The organism is Yokenella regensburgei, from assembly GCF_051486985.1.
GTDB lineage: Bacteria > Pseudomonadota > Gammaproteobacteria > Enterobacterales > Enterobacteriaceae > CBFFRJ01.
Genome location: NZ_JAHVDV010000010.1, coordinates 112,580 through 135,424 on the forward strand (window position 1 = coordinate 112,580; position 22,845 = coordinate 135,424).

Consider the following 22,845-nt stretch of genomic DNA (forward strand, 5'->3'; position numbering starts at 1 on the left):
GTGCCGTTACGATTCATACTGCACCACCCCTGTCATCCCTGCCGGGGTGCTGATGATGACAGCGTTCCTCCCGGCTTTTTTGGCCTCATAAAGGGCCAGGTCGGCCCGGCGCAATGCCAGAGTAAGATCGTTATCACAATCACTGAGTGCAGCCACCCCGGCGCAGAGGGTGACGTGCCCGGCAGGGGGGAATGTCGCACTTTCAACCGAGTCGCGGATCTGCTCTGCGACAGAAGCGGCGACCTCCCGGCTGGTTTCTGGCAAAAAAATAATAAATTCTTCTCCCCCGGCGCGGCATACAATATCGGCGTCGCGGGAACAGTGACGCAATTTTTTTCCGAGCGCGATAAGCACCGCATCGCCGCCATCGTGACCATAGCGGTCATTGATTTTCTTGAAATAGTCGATATCGATAGCAATCACGCAATGCTGCCTGGCATCGCGATGCTCACTGACCCGTAAACGAAACCCCTTGCGATTGAAGAGCCCGGTAAGAGGATCCTTCATGGCTTCATCGCTGAGCTTGTTTACCCGTCTGGTCATGCGCTGGAGATGATGACTGACCGCCTCACGAAGCCGTTCTGCCTCATCGTACCCTGGCCGAAGCCGGTTGAGCTGCCTCAGTGCGCTCTCGCTGTCGTTGGTTCGGGTAAATTTCGCCAGCTTTTCGAGAGGAGCGGACAGACGCGCGGCAAAATAGGTCACAATCGCCACGGTCAGGGCGATGATAGCGAGAATGAACCATCCCGCGTTGATGGCGCTGCGCAGCAGAATTGTCGACACACTTTCGGAGGTCCCGGCAATCAGAACGTGCCAGTCGGCCTGATTAAGGCTGGCAAATCCTATCAGATCAGCCGCCACGTTATTTCTGTCAATGACCCCCCCACTGCGGGCATGAACGACGCTCTCCATGAGCGCCGGTTCCGCAGAAAGCGTCGTACCCACAAGTGTGGGATCATGACTGAAGATAATACGCCCCTCGCCGGTGACGACGCTTATTTGGGTTTGGTTGTCATAAAAGTGCTGGCCCAGGATCTCACTGAGCATGCTCTGTTTCTTGAGATGAAGGGTGCCGCCCAGATAGCCGATATACTTTCCTTCCACTGAAAAGAGCGGCTGCGAGAGAAAGACGAGATAGTTTCCGGCTGCCGAGACAAAGGGGGCGGAAATAAAAGGCTGCTTTTTATTTAACGCTTGCTGGTTTGGCACCGAGGTGAGCCGCCGTCCGGTCAGCGACGGACTTTCAGGCGAGGTCGCAACAATCATGGCACCCGCCGATACCACGGCCACGGAGTTAAAGAAGCCGGACTGTAAACGCAGTCGGTCAGTTTCATACTTAAGCCGTTTTGTGTCTTCAACGCTTTTAATAAGGCTGGCACTGTAGGCCAGTTCCCGTTTTGCGGTGGCCAGGTAATGGTCGGTGGTATCGGCAAGTTTTCGGGCGTAGGCGATGTTACTCTCAAGCAGACTCTCTTCGATGTTGCCTGTCTGAAAGAGGGTGAGTGCACCCAGAAGTAACATTGACGTCAGCAGGATCCCTCCAACGGAGAGGGCCAGCATAAGAGTCCGAAGACGGTATGTCCTGTTAAACATGTGCTCAGGGCCGAGGATAAAGGTGGCGGCATTTTACCAGTATGTTGCGCAGAATATATCCATAAGCCGCATTGAGGGCAAAGAAAGGCTTAACCTCAGGATGAAGCCCTGAAAAGAGGATGATCTTTATCTTATTAAAACGGCATTCACCGGGAAATGCCGCCATTTATAGTGTTATCTGCGCCGGGAAATCCGACTCACTCCCCGTGAACCGTCAGTCCCACCAGACGCATAACCAGTGGACGTATAATGAGGATACAAACAAAGGCCGCGGGCATGGCTACCCGGTAGGCATTCATCACATTTTCCATGTAATCGGGCCCAACGCCAAATTCCGCCATCGTAATCACCAGGCTCATGAGAAAAGCCATGATAGTCGCCATGTAAAGCGCAAAGATCCAGGGTGAGGCATGTTTCGGAAAGCGCAGGCGCGGCGTGGGTCGGGCAATAGCTTTGGTCATCGTGTTTCCGTATTAACAAAATTGATTTCGGGAGCCGCTACCCTACCAGGCGAAACGGGACAGGTGTAGTGCGGGTATGCTTTAATCATTGTTAAGAAAAAGTGAAGAATTATGCACAGAGGCAGAAATGGATGTATTGGGGCTGATAAGTAATTTTATACGGGTGGTGGAAAACGGGAGTATTGCAGCGGCAGCGCGGGCCAAAGGTACCAGTCCGGCGGCGGTAAGCCAGGGCCTGTCGCGGCTGGAAACCCAGCTGGGTGTGCGCCTGCTGTCACGCACCACGCGCAGCATGACCCTGACTGAAAACGGGAAACGTTATTTCGAGAAAGTCAGGCATATTCCGCAGGACATTGAGCTTGCTGCTCAGGCTGCCGCGATGGAGACCACGCCGCAGGGCCCGCTGCGAATTGCCACCACGGCGGCGTTTGGTCGGTACGTCCTTGCCCCTCTGATGCCCGCGTTTAATGCCGATTTTCCCTGTATCGACATTGAGATCATGGCGACAGACCGAAACGTAGACCACCGTCTGGAAGGAGTGGATGTCAGTATCCGCATCGAGGCGCAACTCAACGATCAGCTGATCGCCAGAAAAATAGCATCGCTCCCTTTTATCTTTTGTGCCGCGCCGGCCTACCTTGAACGTGCGGGCACGCCAGTGAGCCCCGATGAACTCAGTCAGCATGCCTGCCTGGTGTTTCGCTATCCTACTGACGGTCGTTTTCTTCCCTGGACCTTTCGGGTAAAGGGGGAGGCAGTCAGCGCGAAGCTCAATCCTAAATTTATCAGTGATGACATTGATATCATTGCCAAAATAGCCGTTAACGGCGGAGGAATTGCCCGGCTTGCGGATTTTGTCGCCCGGCCATTGATTGCGCGCGGGCTACTAACTCCTCTGTTTTGCCACGGCCAGGGCGATGATAATGATCCACAGTCGTTACCCATGACTATCTATGCCTGCGTCAGCGAACGTTCAGCGCTGAATGCCAGGGTCAGAGCGTTTATAGCGTTTTTAGAAACGGCGGTAAAAGACGGAAAGGCAACGCGTGCCTGATCCCTGCCGGAAACCAGCCCGCCAGGCGGCGGGCTGCTCCTTTCAGGCGGCGCTGTTATAGCCGCTCGCCGGAAGCAGGGTTTTACTCCCTTTCAGGGTAAACAAGGAGAGCACTGTAAAGCTCAGCGTAATACAGCCCAGGACCAGATAAGCCTGATGGAAGCCAACGGTATCGTACATTCGTCCTACCCATGCTGAGAGCACCACCCCCGAAAGCTGTTTTGACAAATTAAAGCCAATCAAAAACAGCGTGGCCGACAATTTCGGGTTAAAAGCAGAGGAGATATATTTAAAGGTGCCGACCAGCAGGAACGGCAGTTCAAACATATGCAGCATTTTTAAGATAATCACTTCCACCGCAGAGGAGGCAAAAGAGGAACCCAGAATACGGGCAGACATAATCACGCCGGCGGCCAGCAGAGCGTTTTTCGCCCCGATGCGGTTAACAATAGCCGGAGCAAAGAACATGATGGTGGCGTTGAGTAATTCGCCCCCCGTGGTCACGAAGCCAAACACCTCGGTCCCGCGCTGCGGACTGGAAAAGAACCCTTTAAAGAAGTTAGCAAACTGCTGATCAAAGACGTCATAAACGCTGGCGACCCCCACCACATAGACAATAAACCCCCAGAAGCGGGGCATACGCAGTAGCTCGGCGGCAGTTCGCATAGAAAAGGCCTGACGATTGGCACCCAGCGCATCGATAACCTCTGCGCTGCTGCTGCCTTCCGGTTTTGAAACCCACAACAATACGCCAAGGACCAGCGCGAAACCGGAAGCTATCCAGAAAGTTATATTGGGGTCGATGCCAAATAAAATCCCGGTGATGGAAGCGCATAACGCCCAGCCCACACAGCCTGATACGCGGACTTTGCCATATTCAAACCGGTTGGCACGGCTCACGCGCTCTATATAAGCTTCTACTGCGCCGGAACCGCTGGAGAAGACAATGCCAAGGTAGATGCCACCTGCCAGTGCGCCGATGAAAATATTCATCTGTAACAGCGGCGACAATACAAAAATAAAGAAGGGCGCAAACAAAATCAGTAATACCGTAATGGTCCACAGCAGATGTTTGCGCAGGCCGAGTTTATCGGAAATGAGCCTGGCGGTGTCGGTGACCGGTTATGATGACACCGCAGACAGCCTCTATTTTCAGCCACCGCTCACCACAGTGGCGCAGGATTTCAACAAGCTCGGTAAACGCGCCGTGGAGTTGCTCATCCAGCAGATTGCCGCGCCGCAGATGCGAGTCCGTGAGCTTCTTCCCACCCGGTTAATCCTGCGCCAGTCAACCTGGCCGCTGCAAAACGATGCTGGCGATGAAAAAGTGCAGCTAATCAGCACGCTGAAAACGCTGGTGGAGAAGTTGTGAATACAACTTGCGCAACGCAGACAACATGCCCCCGCGCAGGCGTATCTGCAATCGGCAGCAGGGGAACGCATCCCTCCCGCGACCGGCAGTGATGACGTTTTCAGAAAAACGTCATCTCGTCGTAGGGTTTTTCCCGGCAGGCGCGAAGGCGACTCGTTAAATCACCGTCATGAATCTCCAGTTTGTGCCCGTCGGGGTCGAGAAAATAGAGCGATTTCCCCTCGCTCCGGTTCGTTTTCCATTCTATTACGCCTGCCGATTTCAAATGCTGCACAACCCTCTCGAAGTCATCCGACTCCACGTTGAACGCGACATGCGTGTAATCCTCACCAGGCACTACGCTGTCCGCAGACAGGCATAACCACAGGTTATCCAGTGTGAGGTAGGCGCCCCGTGCCCATCTGGCTTTTGGTGAAAAGCCCAGCGTGTTGACATAAAAATCAAAACTTCTCGATACATCATTAACGGCAAGTGTGATGTGGTTCAGTCCGGTAAGCATAAGCGCCTCTTCAGGATTGTGGGCAGGGCGGATAATTTCCCCGTTATTTCTCTCTTTTGTTGTCCTACCTTTTAAAACGTTTTTTGACCCTTTTTTGCAGGTCCCCACGGGGTATTATCACATCCCTGTCACTGGGTATTGGTTACGTGTTGTACGCATAGCCCGCGAGAAGCTGGCGACCCGGTACTGACTCATCTTCGCCCATACTTTTCCAGGAAAGACACCCATGAATCGCCCAAACTGGTTTCACGTCTCTACCGAGGGAGCAAAATCTCTTGGTGCACTTCATCATTACGCCACGACCGCAACAGCCTTACCTGAAACGTTAATCCATCTGGTGTTTTTAAGAGTTTCGCAGATCAATGGCTGTGCGCACTGTATTGATATTCACACCCGCGATCTGCTCAGGCACGGTATGTCTGTTGAAAAGATGGTCCTGATCCCGGTCTGGGAAGAGGCACGCTATCTTTTCACTGAGCAGGAACAGGCTGCGCTGGCCTGGTCGGAAGAGGTCACCCGTGTCAGCGAAACGCATGCCAGCGACGAAGCCTACTCTGCCGCGCTTGCCGTTTTTGGCGAGAAAGCGCTCGTCGAACTGACCATTGTCATTGCTACTATGAACGCCCTTAACCGAATGGGGATAAGCTTCAGGATGAAGCCGCTCGCCAAAGCGTGAAGTAACCTCTGGCGTGTGCCAGTGAGGGAGAGCGTAGTTCCTTGCTGGCGGGAATGTTGTCTTTTGCTTCACTCTCTCTGCCTGATTGAAACTAAAGCATACTACCCGTCTTATTAAGCCAGGCAGGAAGGTGCTCTCTGTACCAGCTGAGGTAACGGGAGAGGTCGCTTTTCTGCCGCTCCTCAAGCAGAGTGACGACCTCACTTACGATCCAGGCTTTGGCAATCGCGATTTCTCTGGCGAGATGCTTCTCCTTATCAGAGGAAAACCGCTGATAACGTGCGGCCAGCGCTTCAAACTCCTGTTGCCTGCCCATACCTTTTATCAGGGGAGCCAGATCAATCGCCGGACTGCCCTGGCCAAAGCGCTCCCAGTCGAAAAGCACATACCCGCCGTTCGCTCTCTTTCCCCAGTTGCCCGCGTTAGTGTCCCCTGAAATCAGGCGCTTCGGGAAGAACAACACCTCGCTACAGCGTTGAAAACGCCGTAGCTGTTGCGCGGACTGTTGAGATAGCGACAGTAGCGCCAGGGTTTTCTCCAGGGCCGATTCTGACCACTGATGTTGATGAAACACCCACTCAGCGCGGGCAGGAAAGCGGTGCAGCTGACCCAGCATGAGCAGTATGTCATCTGCTGTCACATCGGCCTGGCTCACCGGGTGCGGAATATACTCCAGTATCAGCGCGCGACGGGCAGCATCGGCGGATATCAGCGCTGGGGTGGCAATGCCCGCCTGGTTAAGCTCACCGGCGACGTGCTGATAAAAGCAGTATTCCACCTCGCTGACCGGGGCTTTCTCTATCCTCAGTCGCCCGGTTTTATCCCGGACACGCACCACGCGGGAGGCCCCCATCCGGGAGAGATCGTCAGTTGCCATACGCAACCAGCAGTGTGAGAAGCGCCGCCAGTGCTGGCAGTGCCTGCACATAAAGTATCTTCCGGCTTGCCGTCACCGCGCCAAAAATACCGGCAATCACGACGCACACCAGGAAAAAGAGACACACTGCAGTGCCGTGTTCACCCAACCATAATCCCCAGAGCAACCCCGCCGCCAGAAACCCGTTATACAACCCCTGGTTCGCCGCCAGCACACGTGTCTGCCGGGCAAACTCTGCGGTCAGGTTAAAGGCTTTGCGGCCTCTCTTCGTGTTCCACAAAAACATTTCGAGGATAAGTATGTAGATGTGGATGAGAGCAACGAGGGTGATGAGGATAGTGGCGAGCACAATCTGGCCTCTGGCGTAGGGGACGTTGAGAAGCAGTATAGATAAGTACCCTCTGCCAGGCATAGATGGCGAGTAAAGTCAGGGGTAAAAGAGAGGGGCGGGGCAGGTGCGCCCTGAGCTAAAAGCGGATATTTAAAATCTGGTAGGTTGTACCCCTGCGCGACCTTAACCTAAGCTGTCGTGACAGGAGAGGATATTCAGGGATTCTATTATGCCATTAAACCGGATGTTGCTGAGCGGGTCGGCGGTAACGATTTTCGCGTTATTGCTGAGTGGTTGTATTCCGTATCCAAAGGAGCGACCAGGGTATATCGATCTGTGTGAGAGCGAGCATACCTTCACGATTAATGGCCCGGATGGAAAGCAAGAGATCATTCTTGAAACCTATCTCTACGATCATGCGATTCCCGGTAGATATGTTCCTTCTAAACGCGCTTCATTCACTCTCCCTCATGTACAAGGGCCTGATGCACGGCCGGAATTTTATGTTCAGCTGATAGCCTATAACAAAGGTCGACAACGACCATCGCGTCCGGGAAGTAAGGGAGCGCCGCCTGTACCGATCATGCTGGATAGCCGTCAGGCATACATTGACTTCGGTGATGGGCAACGCCTTGCCGCACGGCCTGAAATTTTTTCCGGCACCACATTTTTTCCCTATGATTTTCCTGAAGATGATTTGAAACATGCCTGGCCGTCGCCTTATGACATCAACAGTGATGAGGTGCATCGTAACGTGCCGCGTATCACCAATAATGATGACTACGGTTCTGCTTACGTAGTCTTCAAGGTGTATAACCAGCTGGCGAACACCAAATGGACCATTCACCTCGGTGAGCTTGAGGCTGGCGGGCAGAAGATAAGTGTTCCTCCGCTGAAGCTGTGTTATCAGCCGACACTAAAATGGATCGGTATCGAACCTCTTATGCGCCCCTGATAAGGTATCGGGTGGCGAAGAGTGTTCCCTGGCAACGCAACAGGAAGGCGTGGTCTCTGGAGTGCTTTTCTCATCCCCCAGCGCCAGCCGAAGATGATGGGCGATAAACGCTTCCTTAAGCGCGCTGTAACCCTGACTGTCACCCTCGGCTGCCAGCACAGCCGCCCTTTTTAGCTGCGCATAGGCGGCGGCCACATCACGGTTCTTTCTGAGATAATCGCGAAAAGCGAGGTGCTTTCTGATTTGCGGATCGCCGGTGACGAAGGCATGGAGCTGATGGCTACGCGCGTTATCGCCCCTGGTGAAATACCTGCGACCCGCTATGCCATTCTCTCCACGTGCCCTGTAACCGGCCTCTGCCATTGCCGGGTTCAGGCCGTCCAGCGCAGTAAGGTCATTCACCTCCAGCAAGATATCAATCACCGGTTTGGCCGCGAGCCCCGGTACGGAGGTGCTGCCGATGTGGTGGATACGCACCATCACCTTGCCCAATACACGCTGCAGCAAGGCACTTTCGGCAGCGAAGCGGGCGGGCCACTGCGCGTCATACTCCGCTACGGTTATCTTTCGCATGCCGGGTATTCCATGTTTTCACTGGCGAGAGTATCCAGCTTTTCCCCGTACAGGCGGTGGTAATTAACACTCCTGATGATGTCTGCACCCAGAGCGTGATAAAACTGTTGGGCAAGCGGGTCGGCCGCTACCGACAGCCAGTCCAGTTGCAGGCAGCCCCGGGCCTGCGCGCGCCCGGCGATAAAACTCATCAGTTTTCTGCCGATGCCTCTGCGTCTGAAGGGCGCAGAAACAAAAAGCTCTTTGATAAACATCTGCCCGCTGTATCGTGGGGAGGGGTACATCACCGACACGCAGGCAAAGGCTGCAATAACACCATCACAGACAACTTTGTGCACTTCCGTCCCGCTATCAGCCGCGAAGACGCTCTCCCTGAGATAGGCTGCCATATCGTGAGGCTGCAAGCAGAGATCGCTTTTGTACCAGGTCTCCATTTCGATAAAAATGTCTACCAGATCTTCATACTCCTGCGGTTCACAGACAGTAATATTCATACCTCTCCCGTTATGCTTTCTATTTTTCAGTGCGTGGTTAGTCTGAAACAAATGCGCATAGTTTTTCAGCCCCCAGATCTGGTGTTCAGATTTCGCCCGGATTAGATTGATTTTCTGAGATAGCTTGTGGAAGACAAAATGAAAGTATTGACTGTTATTGGCGCGGCCCTGTTAGCGACATCGTTCCAGACCGCTGCCTTCGTGTCTCAACCCTCTGTTCACGCCGCCCTGGCGCTGAGTGCAGGCAATGATCTGGCTAACGGGCAGGCACCTTCCGGCAAAGTGAATTACGGCGAGGTGGCAAAACTTATTCCTGTCGTGGGGTGTAACTGTGTGTTCTGCTGCGCTTTGCGTAGCGCCAGTTCATAAGCCCTTTGCATCAGCAGGCCCGGTTGATCGCAACGCTACCGGGTCTGATTTTTTGTCGGTCTAATACATCTTCTCAATACGTTAGCCCGGTTTGGGCGATAGCCTTAAGTTTCTGAGCAGCGGTGTTGATATCGGTCTCTTTGCGTACGTCCGGCATGGTGTTTAGCTGTGTCTGGCTGTACGGGGGGCAGTCAGCCCGCAACCGTAACAGTAAAATAAAAGCAGAAAAATGGGGGAGAGGTAATGGCCTCCAGTCTGCCTGAAAGCTTCCCTCGCACTTTTGAGTAGAGGACCGGCTGTGGACGCCCCGGCCTGCTCAATAGGTTCCCTCTCCCAGCCGGGGAGAGGGTCAGGGTGAGGGGAACACCCGGCGCATAAACGCACCACTCTCACCACTTCAACGCAATCTTACTTACCGAGGATATTGTTTACAGCAGCGATATGACCCGGCTTATCTTTCTGGTTAGAAATGACCTGGATAATGGTGAATTTTTTGTTGGCGACCGCAATCAGCGTGGCCTGATAAACATCAGTACCATCCATATTGCTGGTGGCTTCAATGTGGTAGACCTTCAGGCCCTTCGCGTTCTCGGTTTTTTCACTGACAACGTTATAAGCAGGGGAGGATTGCTTCTGCTGGTCTTTAATAGATTTCAGGCCATTGAGGAAATCATCTTCACTGGCAGCGCGGGCAGCCAACGGAATATCTTCTTCGCCAATAATAAGCACGCGTTTAGCCTGTTTATTGACATACATTTTTCCAGGCGCGCCGCCAGGAACAGGCTGGGCTTCATAGCCCTGCAAGGTAAATACCTGTTTCCCACCCAGAAGAGAGAGCGTTTCGCTGCTGGACGCTGCTTGTTCTGTCTTTTGAGTTTCGGCAGCGGTAGCGACATTCAGCGTGCAGCCCAGCGCCGCGGTAAAGCAAATGGCAGCGGACAGATTAACTAACTTCTTTAATTTCATAGACAACTCCTCATGTTGTTATTTCCTTAACTAACGAACCGGCGGTAAAAGATCAGAGCCCAGAGTGAATATTCAACGCTACTGATTAACCAGCCTGCAAGCTGGCATTACCGCCTGTTTCCTGGTTTTATCGTGCAGTCAAATGCGGCACCAATAATGACAGAATGAATAAAGGTAGCTCTTTTTTCGTATGCAGGATGAAAAAATTCATCGTACAAAAAATAAGGGGAAATTCCGGTTTGCAAGAGCCTGAGGCTGGAGCAAAAAAAGGTAAAATCATCCTTTAATTTAATCTCTGACATTCGCCTGGTCAGCTTTTCCCTTGATTTTATTAGGATTTGTTTGGAAAACTAACACATTTCTCTCTGTGTTGCGAATGATTTCCGTCCTGAATTCATTCTCTTTCGATGATTGACAAAGATATTTTTTCTCAATGCGATAATTCTTAAATATGGATTAAAGCAAGGGCGGAGATGGGCATTTGTTATTACGTGCCATTTTATCGCGACACGATTCCCTGTGGCGCACGATGATTTGTAAAGCGTAATAATGGTGTGGATATTTCATCCGTTGCCTCCAGGCGTGGGGCAGGGATATGCCAGTGGATGCAATATATCCTGATAAATTAACCGCGAGATTTGATTTCATATTTCCATAACTAACAAAGGTAGGTTTACAATCAACGTAGACTGTTTGTAAAGTAGTTTAAATGTGGCGGCAGGGTGCGGTCTTCTGACTTGCAGAGTGATGCCTTGTGGCCATTCCCACGAACGCAGTTTCTCCCATTAAAACATCGGATGAGTTAATCACGTTGAAAAGCATAACGGAATTGAAAATGGGTTATACAAAGGTAGTCTTCTGGCTTCTGTTAACCCTGTTTCTCGTACCAGCTATCACATTAGGCTTTGCTGAATACGGGAATAAATCACTTAACGAAGAATATACGCAGTTCTTTATTGAGGATGCCCAGAGACAGCATCAGGATGCCGGAAAGCTTACTGAATTCTTGCAACAGAATCCCCCCTCAAGCGTCTGTGGCCCGGTGGCCGACAATCTGATTGAGTATAAAAATGCAGTCTGTGCGCCGAATTCAGAACTCTGGCAGTTCTATATGATGGACAAAGCCGCCATCTGGACGCTGATTGCCGGCGGTGTTGTACTGCTGATTATCGTGCTACTCAGTGCGCTCGCCTTTAAAGATCGCCCCAGCCAGCTGTTAAGCCTGCGGCTTGCGCGCCCGTTCCTGATGATTGCCGGCTCACTGGAAGTAATAGTGCAGGGGGCGATGCTGGTATGGCTCTCTTTCTGGGGAACCGCCTTCTTCACGCAAACTTACTATCCGAAGCTGGTTATTCTGGTGGGGTTGATGGTACTGGCGGGTATCTACTACATCATTAAGGGCATCTTCAAAAAACTGCCGCCTGAAGAGAATATCGAAGGGGAGGTGGTGAGCCGCGATGCAGCCCCTCAACTGTGGTCACGCATTGATGCGCTGGCCGCAAAAGTAGGCACGACGCCGCCGGATCACATTATTGCCGGTATCGACACCAATTTTTACGTGACAGAAGCACCGCTTCGCGTCAATGACCAGCTTTTAAAAGGGCGCAAGCTCTACGTGAGTATCCCTCTGTTGCGTCAACTCACCCTCGCTCAGGCGGATGGTGTCATGGTGCACGAGCTGACTCACCTGCATGAAGGCGATACGGCGTCGGGCGCTTTACTGGGGCCGAAGCTGCACCGTTTCGATCTGTATACTGCCCTGATGAGCGAGAATGTGGCCACGCTGATTGTCTACTATCCGCTGTATCTGTACCGCATGCTCTTTGAACTGGCGTGGCAGCGTAACAGTCGTGAACGTGAGTTCGTAGCCGATCGCAATGCCTCTGCACTCATCTCGCCCGCCGCGATTATCGAGTCGCTGATCAAAATTTCTGCTTATGCCAGTTACCGCTATCAGATTGAGCGGAATCTGTTTGAAAACAACGCGCTGCATGAAAATGAGCTGGGTATCCGTCACGCTATCGCGGCTGGTCTGCCGACGCATGTGGGTTCCCCCGATTTTATCAGCCTGATGCGTGAACAGAATGTGCCGCATCCTTTTGATTCACACCCCCCGCTGACTGAGAGAATGCGCAACGTGGGCTTTAGCGTCGAAGAGACCGCCTATGCCGCGATGGCTGCAGAATTGCCGACGGAGAGCTGGGTCGATCTCATCCCGGTGGCCGACAACATTGAGCAGCAGCTGTGGCAGAAGTACGAAGGCGATTTCTCCTCTAACCATGAAGAGAGCCTGGCATGGCGCTACCAGCCCACGGGCGAAGCCGAGACTGCGCTGGTGTTGAAGTATTTCCCCAACGTTCCCTTCACGCTGAAAGACGGTTCGCAAATCGAAATCACCTGGCAGGGCATTGTGGCGCCGAAAACGGGCGAGCTGCTGGAGTGGGATAACGTTAAAAACATCAATGTGTTAAGAAACTTCGGCCGGGATACCTTGCATCTGCAACATGTGCAGCCAAACGCCCAGGGCAAAAAACGCAGCCAAATCCCACTGCCGGGCATGAAGAAAGAGATCGAACGGTTCAAGGAAGTGTTGGCCTGGTACTGGCATCGCCATCAGACAGTGCGCGCGCTTCCCCAGCAGCCTGAGACGGTGACGCAACCACAAGCATAACCGGTGACTCAACCCTGCGCCTTTAGTGCCAGGGTTGAGCCACAACCGTTTTACTTATTGACCTCCACAAGGAATAACAGTGTTTAAAAAAGCGACCAGAAATGTAATACCTGCAATGGTGGCAGCCGTACTGTGTTTGCCGCTGGCCGCCTGCGATAACAACGACGCCCCTAAAGAAAAACCGGCTGCGGCGCCAGACGCGAAACCTGCTGCGGCGCCGGGTGCCAAACCTGCTGCTACGGCGAGTGCAACACCGGCTGTAGAAGACCCAACCGAGCAGCTCACCGCCAAGGTGAACCACTACATCGAATGCTTTAACACCGCGGATGGTAGCGTGCACGACAGTGCAGAGCGTTATGTCAGCTGGATTGATAACGTGGAAACGGGGCCAACGGGTAAAGAGCGTAAGGTGTACACCCTGGGGCACATCCCGGCCTATCAAGTGGAAAGCTGTACTAAAGCCATCAACCAGGCCGTGAAGGCGAAGCCTGCCTTGCCCGCTTTGGATGACGCGGCGACAAAATATCTTACTGAGTTGACAACGCTTGCGCCTTTAGTCTCGCAAGCGCATCAGTATTACAGTCAGGAAGATTATAAGGATGATGGTTTTGCAAAGGGCAAGGAGATGCATCAACCGCTGATGAAGGCATTTAAAGCCTTTATGAACGCCAGCGACGTCTATGGTGCGGAACTGGAGAAGGAGTCGAGCGCTCTTAATGCCGCGCAGCTTGCCGAGATCGAGAAAACCGAAGGCAAGCATCTCGCTTACTATCGACTGGCACTGGTCAGCCAGGGAAAAGACCTGACCATGCTGTTTGATGCAGAATCACCGGATGTTAATAACGTCATCAAAGCGATTGAGGCCTATGGCGCGCTGTTAGAGGAAGCCAGACAGTCTACGGCCAACGACCAGGATAAGCCGATCGGCTGGTCGGTTTTCCTGAGTCGTGCAGAAACCTTCCTGAAAGACAGTAAGGATATGATGCGCCGGTTACGTGACAAAACGCCCTACAGCCAGGGCGATAAGATGATGATGGAAGGTGGCAGTGGCTGGATGGTTTCCGGTTCACCGATGCGGGTTTTGAAATCCTATAACGAAATGGTTCAGGCCAGTAACAGTCTGTAACTCCTAAGACTCCCCTGGTGCTGGCGCAGGTCAGTGGCGGGGGAGCACGATGGAATAAACGGGGCAGGAGAAGACGCCGGTCTCGTTGTTATTTCAGCAGAAGGGCGAGTTAGCTCATTAGTAAGTAAAACAATCATGGCTTTAACGTTGAGGAATAGTGAGACGTCGCTACAGGAATGAAGAAGGAAAAGTTTACGGCTCTAAAAGTCAAACGATATTAAAGAAGAATGTGAAAGGGAAACATTTCTGTTTACAACTAAAAGCTTACAAAGGAATCCATATGAATTCCTTTTGATAAATTAATTGTGAAAGAGATTTGATTTTATTTTAGTATGACAACTTCATTGTCGTTCTTATCTTCACATTTGCCAGCTTTTTCAATCGATGTGTTAATTTTGTCACCTTGATTTATATATTTATAGGTAACAGAGGGGTCGATTGTATTATTAAACATATTGCACGTTTCTTTGTTAAGTTTTGTGATTACATAAGCAAACGAATGTGCTGATGCAGATGTTCCTTTGAGCGGGGTGGATTCCTTGATGTATAAATTTTCGGGTATCTTTTTATCGCGGTAGTATCTGGTTAACCAGTCTCCCCCTTGCTCCTTATAGCTGAGAAAGGCATTCTCCAGCTGTGTATATCCATTGCTAGTTGGTTGCACGATCAAACTAGTCAGTGTGGTGCCGTCATAAATAGCATCAACTTTCTCTAGACCGCCACGTGCATGATCAATATTAGCTATAGTATCAGCCACTTCGATAAAAATCAGAGGTGAACTTAACGCTGGCACCGCTACCATCGACATGGCTAAAGGAAAAAGTAATGGCAGACAGTAAGTTTTAAGATCTCTGGGCTTCCATAATGATAATTTTTTCATGATACTTTCCTCAACGTGTGACATTTTATTTTTTCCTTAATATCATTAACTTTAGGAATTCACAACAAAAAATATTACTCTTGCTTTTAATTTATACGATAAAAATCTCTAAGTAAGCGATTCAGGTCAACTTTATTAATGCCCCGCGCAACTGGTGAATGTTTTAAGCGTGTCGGGAGAGCGTATTGTTTTCAATGCTAGCAGTTGACCCGGTTCTATATTACTTCTAAACGGGTTGATGAGTCACACTGGTACTTAGTGAGTGATCATTAAAAATACTTTCTATGACTCATTTGCAAGTACACCTTTTTTACGGCATAGAGACAGATGAACTATTTTTAGCTTTTACTAAATTATTCATAGGCAGCTTTGCTGCAAGCAAAATGTCATCTTTCATTATTGGTAACGTCATGATAAACATACCCGCCACCTCTCAACGAGAAAGCCAAACTGTAGCGCATTTTCCACCTCACTCTCCGCCTTTCACTTCCAGCCATGCGCGTTCAACCTCTTGTCACTCTATCCCAGCTTAAAACAGCACATCCTCAAACACTCTTTTCGCATCAATGAACTATGGGTTGAAGAAACAATCATACTGGCAACCTTGCGTATGAGTTAATGTTGCCGATAAGGTTCTTCAGGTTCCAGTTTCGACGCCTGCTTTTACAGGCGCGGCGCAAAGTTGCAGTAATATAAATGGCGTGACAAGCCGCATTCCCCGAAGCAGGCTCGCAATTCTGGATATTCAATTACATTTTTACTGCCCATTTACCCAAATGAGTGCCACCTTATGCCTGGTGATGTATTCCGTTATCGATGAATACCCGTGCAGTTATAAATTTAGTATAAATTTGTCACCTGTCTGGCGCACTGCTAAAATTCGCAGGGCCATAACGTCGTGACGGCAGCGCGGTGCGGGGCTTATCTATCCACCTTAACGTAAGCTCACTGATGCCCGGTACGGGTAAATGAAAGAGGAATTAAGTATGACTAACACCATGTCACAGAAACTGGCCCGTGAAGGCCTTGGCAATCCGGAACTTTTTGAAGGCGGCGTCTACGTGACGAAAAATGGTACAGCGGAATTGTTTGTGCAGACAGCCAGCGAACGTGAAGCTGAACTTCGCGAAAGAGAAATGGAAAAACAATCCAATGCACTGTTGCGACTCATATTGTCCGCAAAACGTGAAATCAAAAACGGCGAGGGAATGTCGCCAGAAGAAGCGCTCCTGGCGTTGCGCGACGCCAGAACTTAACACGAGACACTGAGTGAAAACTTCTTACACAATCAAAATCTCCCCAACGGCACTTTGGTCTCTCAGGGATGCGGAATCCTGGAAATCTTTCCATAACGATCCGGTGAGTGCCGCACAGTGGGTTGATGAACTCTTACAGACATCGCTAGCTGCTGTTGTTCAGGATCCAAAACGCTACCATCACAATGTGATGATGGCAGATAAAGGTCTTCTCATACGCGAACGCCTGTCCGTCGAGCACGGGGCGCGATGTTTATATGATGTCGACGAAGAAACGAATACCGTAGAAATTTTGCTTTTTGTCAGCATGAAGCAGGATTTGCTGTCGATGTTCTACCGCTATGTGGTGTTGAACTAAATCAGGTTTTGATGAGATGAATATCATTCATTGTGACACTGACAATATCGCTTTCCTGATATTAATCAAAAACCAATTCCCTTAATCTCGCTATTAATGCAACATATTCCACCACACACCTTTCTATTTCTAATTCTCAACTTAGCTTAGTCAAAAGCGCTTACTATATTTATTACCAAATAGTATTTTTAATCGCCGCATATTTATTACTAGAGTGGTTTTCCGGACAATGTTAAAAGAAAATCACCATGACCGCATCAGGCAACCTTGCTCGTTTCACTACTGATTTACTGGATATTCACCCCGTCGCGGGTAACATCGGCGCAGAGGTGCGCAATATTTCGCTCTCGGCGGAACTCGATGATGAGCATATTCAGCAAATAGAAAATGCACTCGTAAAATATAAGGTTTTATTCTTCCGCAAACAGAGCCATTTAACGGATGAGGCCCATCAGGCCTTTGGTGCGCGTCTGGGTAAAATCGTGGCGCACCCCACGGTTCCCGCGCCTGCGGGCACCAAACTGTTCGAACTGGATGCCTCTAAAGGCGGCGGCAGGGCGGACTCCTGGCACACCGACGTCACCTTTGTGGATGCCTTCCCGAAAATATCCATTCTGCGCGGCGTCACTATCCCGGATTATGGCGGCGACACCGTCTGGGCCAATACCGTTTTAGCCTACGAACAACTGCCGGAATCCTTAAAACAGTTCGTCGGCACACTGCGCGCGGTTCACAGTAATAACTACGACTACGGGGCCGAACGAATTGTCACCGAAGAACATCGCCTCAATCACCATCAAAAAGTCTTCGTCTCATCCGTATGGGAAGCCGAACACCCGGTGGTGCATGTTCACCCGGTCACCGGCGAGCGGGCGTTATTACTCGGCCACTTTGTGAAAAAAATTGTCGGCTTCAGCAGCCGCGAATCGGCGCAGCTTTTTGAATTACTGCAAAACCGCATTATCCGCCTCGAAAATACCGTGCGCTGGAACTGGCAGCAGGACGACGTAGTGATTTGGGATAACCGCAGCACCCAGCATTACGCCGTCAATGACTACGGCGCCCAGCCGCGCCTCGTGCGCCGCGTCACCATCGAAGGCGAGCAGGCCGTGGCCATTGACGGCAGCCGCAGCCGCACCGTGGCCCGCCCGCAGGATGCCGCCAACGGCTCCGGCACTGTAAACCAGGACAGGGAAGTAAACTATGCAGCGTCGTGATTTACTCAAAGCCATGGCAGCGTTCGGGGTCTACAGCATGATCCCGGCCATCGCCCGTGGCGCAAACGTGGCGCGCAGGTACGACGGCGTCACGCTTAACGTCTCCACCTTCAGCACCGCCTGGCCGCAGTTAATTCGCCAGTGGCTGCCGGAGTTTGAAGCCCTGACCGGGGCAAAAGTGCAGCTCGATACCCCCGCATTCCCGGTCTACAACCAGCGCGCCGACCTCGAACTGTCGACGCGCGGGTCGGCCTATGACGTGGTCAACGTCACCTTTATCTACACCAGCCGCTGGATTAACGCAGGCTGGCTGACGCCGCTCGATGAGTACATCGCCAACCCGAACCTGACCCCGGCAGACTGGGGTTTGCAGGACTTTTTGCCCGCAACCCTGGCGGCAGAAACCGGGCGCGACGGCAAGCTGTACGGCATTCCCTATGTGGTGGAAGGCATGCTGGCGGGGGCGTCGCGCTATGATCTCATCCAGCAGGCCGGGCTTGAATTCCCTAAAACCACCGACGAGCTGGTGAAGGTGTTGCAGGCGGTGAACAAGAAAGAGCGCGTGGCCGGGTATGTCACCGACAACCACTACGGCTGGACCTTTATTCCCTATCTGCAGGCTTTTGGCGGCAATGTTTTTCGCACGCCGCCGGACGATCTCTTCCCGACGCTGGATACGCCGGAAGCGGTGCAGGCGGCGGACTATTTTGCTCGTTTAATTCGCGATTTTGGCCCGAACGGCGGCCTCACCTATACCGCCGACCAGTCGTTGCAGGCGCTCAGGCAGGGCAAGGTGAACTTCTCCGACGCCAGCCAGACCTACCTGGCGCAGCTTGGCAATGCGCAGACCTCGCGCACCCTGAAAACGGCGCACTTCGGGCCGATGGTCAGCGGCCCGAAAGGCGCGTTCCCCGGCATGGCAACCCATGCGTTGGGTATTCCGGCCGGATCGAAGAACAAAGAGGCGGCGTGGGCCTTTATTCAGTGGTCGCTCTCGAAACAGATGACAGCCCGTGCGCTGGCCGCCGGATACGGTTCACCGACAAGGCGCACTGATATCGATTCGCAGGTGTTTCGCAGCAAACAGGTCATCAACGGTGTCGATCTGGCGCAGTTGTCCATCGATGCCATCGACCAGGCGGGCAAGGGCGGTTACATGAAGTACCGCACCGTAGAGTTCTATCCCCAGGTGGATCAGCAACTGAACAAGGCTATAGCCCTGATTGCCTCCGGGCAGCGTTCGGCGAAAGAGGCGATGGCCCAGGAGCAGGCCGGGACGATTGCCGATCTTAAGCGTGCTGGCGCAAAAATCTAAGGTGGACGTGATGGCACAACCCAAAAGCTGGCGACATCGCCAGCGTCTTGCCTGGCTGCTGGGGTTATCGCCGTCGCTTGCCGTGCTGACGCTATTAACCCTGGTCCCGGCGGCGGCATTGCTGATAACCAGCCTGACGCCGTTCAGCCTTACCAACCCGGAGGCGACCTTCACCTTCAGCAACCCGCTGGTGAACTACCAGCAGTTACTGCATGACGATCGCTTCCTCAACTCGCTGGTCACCCAGCTGAAGCTGTCGGTAGTGAGCGTGGTCTTCCAGGTGCTGATTGGCCTGCTGCTGGCGCTGCTACTGAATGGCCCGTCGCGGCTGCTCAACGGGGTGCGCACGCTGCTGTTGATCCCGATGGTGCTGCCGCCGATCATCGTCGCGCTTATCTGGAAAATCATCTACACGCCGGACATCAGCCCGCTGCATCAGGTGCTGGACCGCTTTGACATGCCGCTGGACTCACTCATCGCCAACCCGGATACGGCGCTGTGGGCGATAGTGGTGGCGGACGTCTGGCAGTGGTTTCCTTTCACCATGCTGATGGTGCTGGCGGCGCTGCAAATGGTACCCAACGAACCGCGGGAAGCGGCGAGTCTCGACGGCGCGTCGTCGTTCAATATTTTCCGCTACATCGTCTTTCCGCACCTCAAACCGGTGCTGGCGGTGTGTATTCTCTTTCGCCTGATCGACAGCTTCAAAGCCTTTCCGCTGATCTACATCCTCACGGACGGCGGGCCGGGATCGGTCACCGAAGTCACCAATTATTACGGCTTCATCCAGGCGTTTAACTTCTCATGGTGGGGATACGGCAGCGCGATTGCGGTCGTGATTCTGGTCGGGGTATTCCTTTTAAGCTGGCTGATTGGCCGTGCGGGGTGGAACGATGACAGTGCAACAAACTGACGAACCTCGGGTGGCGGCCTGGGCCCCCGTACGGCGTAAAACCTGGCGCTTTAAAGGCAAGCGCACGCTGGCGGCGTTACTGCTGCTGGTGTTGTTCCTCGCACCGTTCTTATGGATGGTTATCATGTCCCTGCGCCCGTCGCTGGACGCGTTCGAACTGACGCTGTTCTTTACGCCGACGCTGGAGGCTTACCGCCAGCTGATCGCCGGGAATTTTTTACAGCCTTTTGGTAATAGCCTGATGGTCAGCGTGCTCTCGACGGTCTTCTCGCTGCTGCTGGGCGTGCCTGCCGCCTGGGTGCTGACCCGCTGGCGCTTTCGCGCTCGCCGCTACGTGGCGCTGTGGATCCTGGTCACGCGCATGGCACCGCCCATCGCCTTTACCATTCCGTTCTTCCTCGCCTGGCGCTGGCTCGGTTTACAGGACACGATAATCGGCCTGGCGATTGTGTACCTCACCTTTAACCTGGCGATAGTCATCTGGCTGATGCAGACCTTCTTCTCCGCCGTACCGGTGGCGCTGGAGGAGGCGGCGTGGATGGACGGTTGCTCGCTGTGGGGAAGCTTCTGGCGCGTGTCGTTGCCGCTGGTGAAACCCGGCCTCGCGGCGACTGCCATTCTCTGTTTTATTTTTTCGTGGAACGACTTTTTCTATGCGCTCATCCTCACCCGCACCAGTGCCGTTACGGCGCCGGTCGCCATTGTGAACTTCCTGCAATACGAAGGGTGGGAGTGGAGCAAAATCGCCGCCAGCGGCACCCTGGTGATGCTCCCGGTGGTGGCCTTTACGCTGCTGGTGCGCCGCTATTTAGTACACGGCCTCACCGCCGGTGGGCTTAAGGATTAATCATGGCAACCCTGACTCTAAACAACATCGCAAAGACCTTTAACGGGCAGACCCTTATTCCCGGTCTTGATTTGACCATTCACCACGGCGAGTTTATTGCGCTGGTGGGGCCATCCGGCTGCGGAAAATCCACCCTGTTGCGAATGATTGCCGGGCTGGAGAGCATTGACGGCGGCGAACTTGTGCTCGACGGCGAGGTGATTAACGACCGCTCGCCGCAGGAGCGCAACATGGCGATGGTCTTTCAGAACTACGCCCTCTACCCGCATATGACGGTGGCCGAGAATCTCGGTTTCTCGCTTAAAATGCAGCGGCTAGAGAAAGCGAAAATCGACAAACAGGTGCAACAGGCGGCAGAAACCTTAGGGCTGACGCCGCTGCTGGCGCGCAAACCGTCGCAGCTTTCCGGCGGGCAGCGCCAGCGCGTGGCGATGGGCAGGGCGATATTGCGCCATCCGCGCCTGTTTCTGTTCGACGAACCGCTGTCTAACCTCGATGCCAAACTGCGCGTTGAACTGCGCACCGAAATTAAAGCCCTGCACCAGCGGCTCAACACCACCATGATCTACGTCACCCACGACCAGATTGAAGCCATGACCATGGCCGATCGCATTGTGGTGCTGCGCGACGGCCATATTGAGCAGGTGGGTACGCCGCTGGAGCTGTACGACCGCCCGGCTAACGCCTTTGTCGCCAGCTTTATTGGCTCGCCATCCATGAATCTGTTCAGTGGACGAGTAGACAGGCAGGGCGTGGTGCTTACCGAGGATGGCATCGCGCTGCCGGTGACACAAAACACCAGGCTGGATGTCGGCTCTCGGGTGCTCTATGGCGTGCGCCCGCAACACTTTTTGCTGACGCCGGAGGCGACTATCGCTGCGCAGGTCAACGTGGTGGAACCCACCGGGTCGGAAACACAGATTCTGCTCAACATCGGGCACAAGAAAGTGACCACGCTGTTCCACCAGCGCGTCAAAACAGAGCCGGGCGAAACCCTGAAAATAGCCCCTGATGCCCGCCATGCACACCTGTTTGATGCCGACAGCGGGGTGCGGCTAAATTAATCCCCGACGGCGCTATAATGCAGGCAGTGCTTACGCCAGATGAGAAGAAAAGATGACTGAACATCGTTATACCCGGTACGGGAGTTTAGAAAACAAGGCGGTGCTGATTACCGGCGGGGCGAGCGGCATTGGCGCGGATCTGGTGCGCGCCTTCAGCCAGCAGGCGAGCCGGGTGCATTTTCTCGACATCGATGCGCAAGCCGCAGCGGCGGTTGTCGTGCAAACCGGTGCGCATTTTCACAAGGTGGATGTGCGCGACATCACCGCACTGCGCCGGGTTATTGACGAGATAGCGGGGCAGGAAGGGGGCATTGACATACTTATTAACAATGCCGCCCGTGACGACCGCACCGATACGTTAACCATCGAACCGGACGGCTGGCGGGAGAGCCTGGCGGTGAATCTCGATCACCAGTTTTTCGCAAGCCAGGCTGTAGCCGCATTAATGAAAGCGCGTAGCGGCGGCGCTATCATTCTCACCAGTTCCACCAGTTTTATGAAGGGGAGGCCCGGTATGGCAGGCTATACCACCTCTAAAGCAGCAATAGTGGGGCTGAGCCTGACCCTGGCGCGGGAGCTCGGGCCGCTTGGTATTCGGGTAAACTGCATTGTGCCAGGGGCGATTTCAACGTCGCGCCAGCAGGCGCTGTGGCGCACGCCGGAGTCGGAAAAAGAGATCAGGGCCATGCAGTCGCTGGATATCACGCTGGAAGGGCGGGATGTGGCGGCGATGGCGCTGTTTGTCGCCTCCGATGATGCCCGTGGGTGCACGGGGGCCCAGTTTTTTGTCGATGCAGGAATAAGGTTGGTTTAGGTCAGGTGCGCCCGGTTCCCCTCACCCTGGCCCTTATGTCTTGATCTTCTCCGCTCAGCCGGAGAAGATCCCCGACTGATCATCGGGAGGTGACCGGTGAGCATCCCCTGGCCCTGGTGCCTCTGAGCCCGTGGGAGAGATTATGCCCCGGTCACCTGTTTCCC

Annotated in this window: 22 protein-coding genes and 3 pseudogenes; 15 read left to right on the forward strand and 10 right to left on the reverse strand. The window is 53.2% G+C overall.

Going from position 1 to position 22,845, the window contains the following annotated elements:
- Positions 1-6: 6 nt before the first annotated feature.
- Complete coding sequence (locus KXR87_RS09640) at positions 7-1,593, reverse strand: sensor domain-containing diguanylate cyclase (RefSeq protein ID WP_437432046.1); 1,587 nt, start codon at positions 1,591-1,593, stop codon at positions 7-9.
- Between the two features lie 197 nt (positions 1,594-1,790).
- On the reverse strand, positions 1,791-2,054 hold the full coding sequence (locus tag KXR87_RS09645) for a DUF2798 domain-containing protein (RefSeq protein WP_437432047.1): 264 nt from the start codon (positions 2,052-2,054) through the stop codon (positions 1,791-1,793).
- A 127-nt stretch (positions 2,055-2,181) separates the two neighbouring features.
- On the opposite strand from KXR87_RS09645, the gene KXR87_RS09650 reads away from it, so the two are divergent.
- A complete protein-coding gene (locus KXR87_RS09650; RefSeq protein WP_437432048.1) occupies positions 2,182-3,108 on the forward strand; it encodes a LysR family transcriptional regulator in 927 nt (308 codons plus the stop codon).
- A 42-nt stretch (positions 3,109-3,150) separates the two neighbouring features.
- Here the strand turns inward: KXR87_RS09650 and KXR87_RS09655 are convergent.
- Positions 3,151-4,209, reverse strand: a pseudogene (locus KXR87_RS09655) (oligosaccharide MFS transporter); the annotation flags it as partial.
- Between KXR87_RS09655 and KXR87_RS09660 the strand changes: the two are divergent.
- Positions 4,208-4,480, forward strand: a pseudogene (locus KXR87_RS09660) (substrate-binding domain-containing protein); the annotation flags it as partial. The pseudogenes KXR87_RS09655 and KXR87_RS09660 sit on opposite strands and share 2 nt — an antisense overlap.
- 100 nt (positions 4,481-4,580) lie before the next feature.
- Here KXR87_RS09660 and fos read toward each other — a convergent pair.
- Positions 4,581-4,979, reverse strand: a complete 399-nt coding sequence (gene fos / locus KXR87_RS09665) for a fosfomycin resistance glutathione transferase (protein WP_437432049.1) — start codon at positions 4,977-4,979, stop codon at positions 4,581-4,583.
- A gap of 226 nt (positions 4,980-5,205) precedes the next feature.
- Between fos and KXR87_RS09670 the strand changes: the two genes are divergently transcribed.
- The gene (locus KXR87_RS09670; RefSeq protein ID WP_437432050.1) at positions 5,206-5,655 is read left to right on the forward strand and encodes a carboxymuconolactone decarboxylase family protein; all 450 of its coding nucleotides are present in this window, start codon (positions 5,206-5,208) and stop codon (positions 5,653-5,655) included.
- 91 nt (positions 5,656-5,746) lie between these two features.
- Here the strand turns inward: KXR87_RS09670 and KXR87_RS09675 are convergent, their stop codons facing one another.
- On the reverse strand, positions 5,747-6,532 hold the full coding sequence (locus KXR87_RS09675; RefSeq protein ID WP_437432051.1) for a phosphotransferase: 786 nt from the start codon (positions 6,530-6,532) through the stop codon (positions 5,747-5,749).
- Entirely contained in the window at positions 6,522-6,881 is a 360-nt protein-coding gene (locus tag KXR87_RS09680; protein ID WP_437432052.1) for a DUF1304 domain-containing protein, read from the reverse strand. Before KXR87_RS09680 ends, KXR87_RS09675 begins: the two co-directional genes overlap by 11 nt.
- A 211-nt stretch (positions 6,882-7,092) precedes the next feature.
- On the opposite strand from KXR87_RS09680, the gene KXR87_RS09685 reads away from it, so the two are divergent.
- On the forward strand, positions 7,093-7,818 hold the full coding sequence (locus tag KXR87_RS09685) for a hypothetical protein (protein WP_437432053.1): 726 nt from the start codon (positions 7,093-7,095) through the stop codon (positions 7,816-7,818).
- A 72-nt stretch (positions 7,819-7,890) separates the two neighbouring features.
- Here the strand turns inward: KXR87_RS09685 and KXR87_RS09690 are convergent.
- Positions 7,891-8,391, reverse strand: a pseudogene (locus tag KXR87_RS09690) (GrpB family protein); the annotation flags it as partial.
- Positions 8,379-8,885, reverse strand: coding sequence for an N-acetyltransferase family protein (locus KXR87_RS09695; protein ID WP_437432054.1), 507 nt, complete (start codon positions 8,883-8,885; stop codon positions 8,379-8,381). The pseudogene KXR87_RS09690 and the gene KXR87_RS09695, both read right to left, overlap by 13 nt.
- Before the next feature lie 138 nt (positions 8,886-9,023).
- On the opposite strand from KXR87_RS09695, the gene KXR87_RS09700 reads away from it, so the two are divergent.
- Positions 9,024-9,254: a hypothetical protein gene (locus tag KXR87_RS09700; RefSeq protein ID WP_437432055.1), complete on the forward strand. Its 231-nt coding sequence runs from the start codon at positions 9,024-9,026 to the stop codon at positions 9,252-9,254.
- 408 nt (positions 9,255-9,662) lie between these two features.
- Here KXR87_RS09700 and KXR87_RS09705 read toward each other — a convergent pair whose 3' ends face one another.
- Positions 9,663-10,220, reverse strand: coding sequence for a hypothetical protein (locus tag KXR87_RS09705; RefSeq protein ID WP_437432056.1), 558 nt, complete (start codon positions 10,218-10,220; stop codon positions 9,663-9,665).
- 835 nt (positions 10,221-11,055) lie between these two features.
- Here KXR87_RS09705 and KXR87_RS09710 point away from each other — a divergent pair.
- Both KXR87_RS09710 and KXR87_RS09715 read left to right on the forward strand, forming a co-directional pair.
- Complete coding sequence (locus KXR87_RS09710) at positions 11,056-12,891, forward strand: M48 family metallopeptidase (RefSeq protein ID WP_437432057.1); 1,836 nt, start codon at positions 11,056-11,058, stop codon at positions 12,889-12,891.
- Between the two features lie 79 nt (positions 12,892-12,970).
- Positions 12,971-14,017: a YiiG family protein gene (locus KXR87_RS09715; RefSeq protein WP_437432058.1), complete on the forward strand. Its 1,047-nt coding sequence runs from the start codon at positions 12,971-12,973 to the stop codon at positions 14,015-14,017.
- A 322-nt stretch (positions 14,018-14,339) separates the two neighbouring features.
- Here KXR87_RS09715 and KXR87_RS09720 read toward each other — a convergent pair whose 3' ends face one another.
- Positions 14,340-14,897, reverse strand: coding sequence for a hypothetical protein (locus KXR87_RS09720; RefSeq protein ID WP_437432059.1), 558 nt, complete (start codon positions 14,895-14,897; stop codon positions 14,340-14,342).
- A 986-nt stretch (positions 14,898-15,883) separates the two neighbouring features.
- Between KXR87_RS09720 and KXR87_RS09725 the strand changes: the two genes are divergently transcribed.
- From KXR87_RS09725 to KXR87_RS09760, 8 genes are all read left to right on the forward strand, one after another.
- A complete protein-coding gene (locus tag KXR87_RS09725) occupies positions 15,884-16,153 on the forward strand; it encodes a hypothetical protein (protein WP_437432060.1) in 270 nt (89 codons plus the stop codon).
- A gap of 13 nt (positions 16,154-16,166) precedes the next feature.
- A complete protein-coding gene (locus KXR87_RS09730; protein ID WP_437432061.1) occupies positions 16,167-16,511 on the forward strand; it encodes a type II toxin-antitoxin system RelE/ParE family toxin in 345 nt (114 codons plus the stop codon).
- 248 nt (positions 16,512-16,759) lie between these two features.
- Positions 16,760-17,728: a TauD/TfdA dioxygenase family protein gene (locus KXR87_RS09735; protein WP_437432062.1), complete on the forward strand. Its 969-nt coding sequence runs from the start codon at positions 16,760-16,762 to the stop codon at positions 17,726-17,728.
- Positions 17,715-19,043, forward strand: coding sequence for an ABC transporter substrate-binding protein (locus tag KXR87_RS09740; protein ID WP_437432063.1), 1,329 nt, complete (start codon positions 17,715-17,717; stop codon positions 19,041-19,043). The genes KXR87_RS09735 and KXR87_RS09740 overlap by 14 nt, the downstream gene beginning before the upstream one ends.
- 10 nt (positions 19,044-19,053) lie before the next feature.
- Positions 19,054-19,956, forward strand: a complete 903-nt coding sequence (locus KXR87_RS09745) for a carbohydrate ABC transporter permease (RefSeq protein WP_437432064.1) — start codon at positions 19,054-19,056, stop codon at positions 19,954-19,956.
- Positions 19,937-20,803, forward strand: coding sequence for a carbohydrate ABC transporter permease (locus tag KXR87_RS09750; RefSeq protein WP_437432065.1), 867 nt, complete (start codon positions 19,937-19,939; stop codon positions 20,801-20,803). Before KXR87_RS09745 ends, KXR87_RS09750 begins: the two co-directional genes overlap by 20 nt.
- A 2-nt stretch (positions 20,804-20,805) precedes the next feature.
- Positions 20,806-21,867 (forward strand): ABC transporter ATP-binding protein, encoded by a 1,062-nt coding sequence (locus tag KXR87_RS09755; protein ID WP_437432066.1) that lies wholly within the window; start codon positions 20,806-20,808, stop codon positions 21,865-21,867.
- A gap of 52 nt (positions 21,868-21,919) precedes the next feature.
- Positions 21,920-22,681, forward strand: a complete 762-nt coding sequence (locus KXR87_RS09760; RefSeq protein ID WP_437432067.1) for an SDR family NAD(P)-dependent oxidoreductase — start codon at positions 21,920-21,922, stop codon at positions 22,679-22,681.
- Positions 22,682-22,845 lie beyond the last annotated feature (164 nt).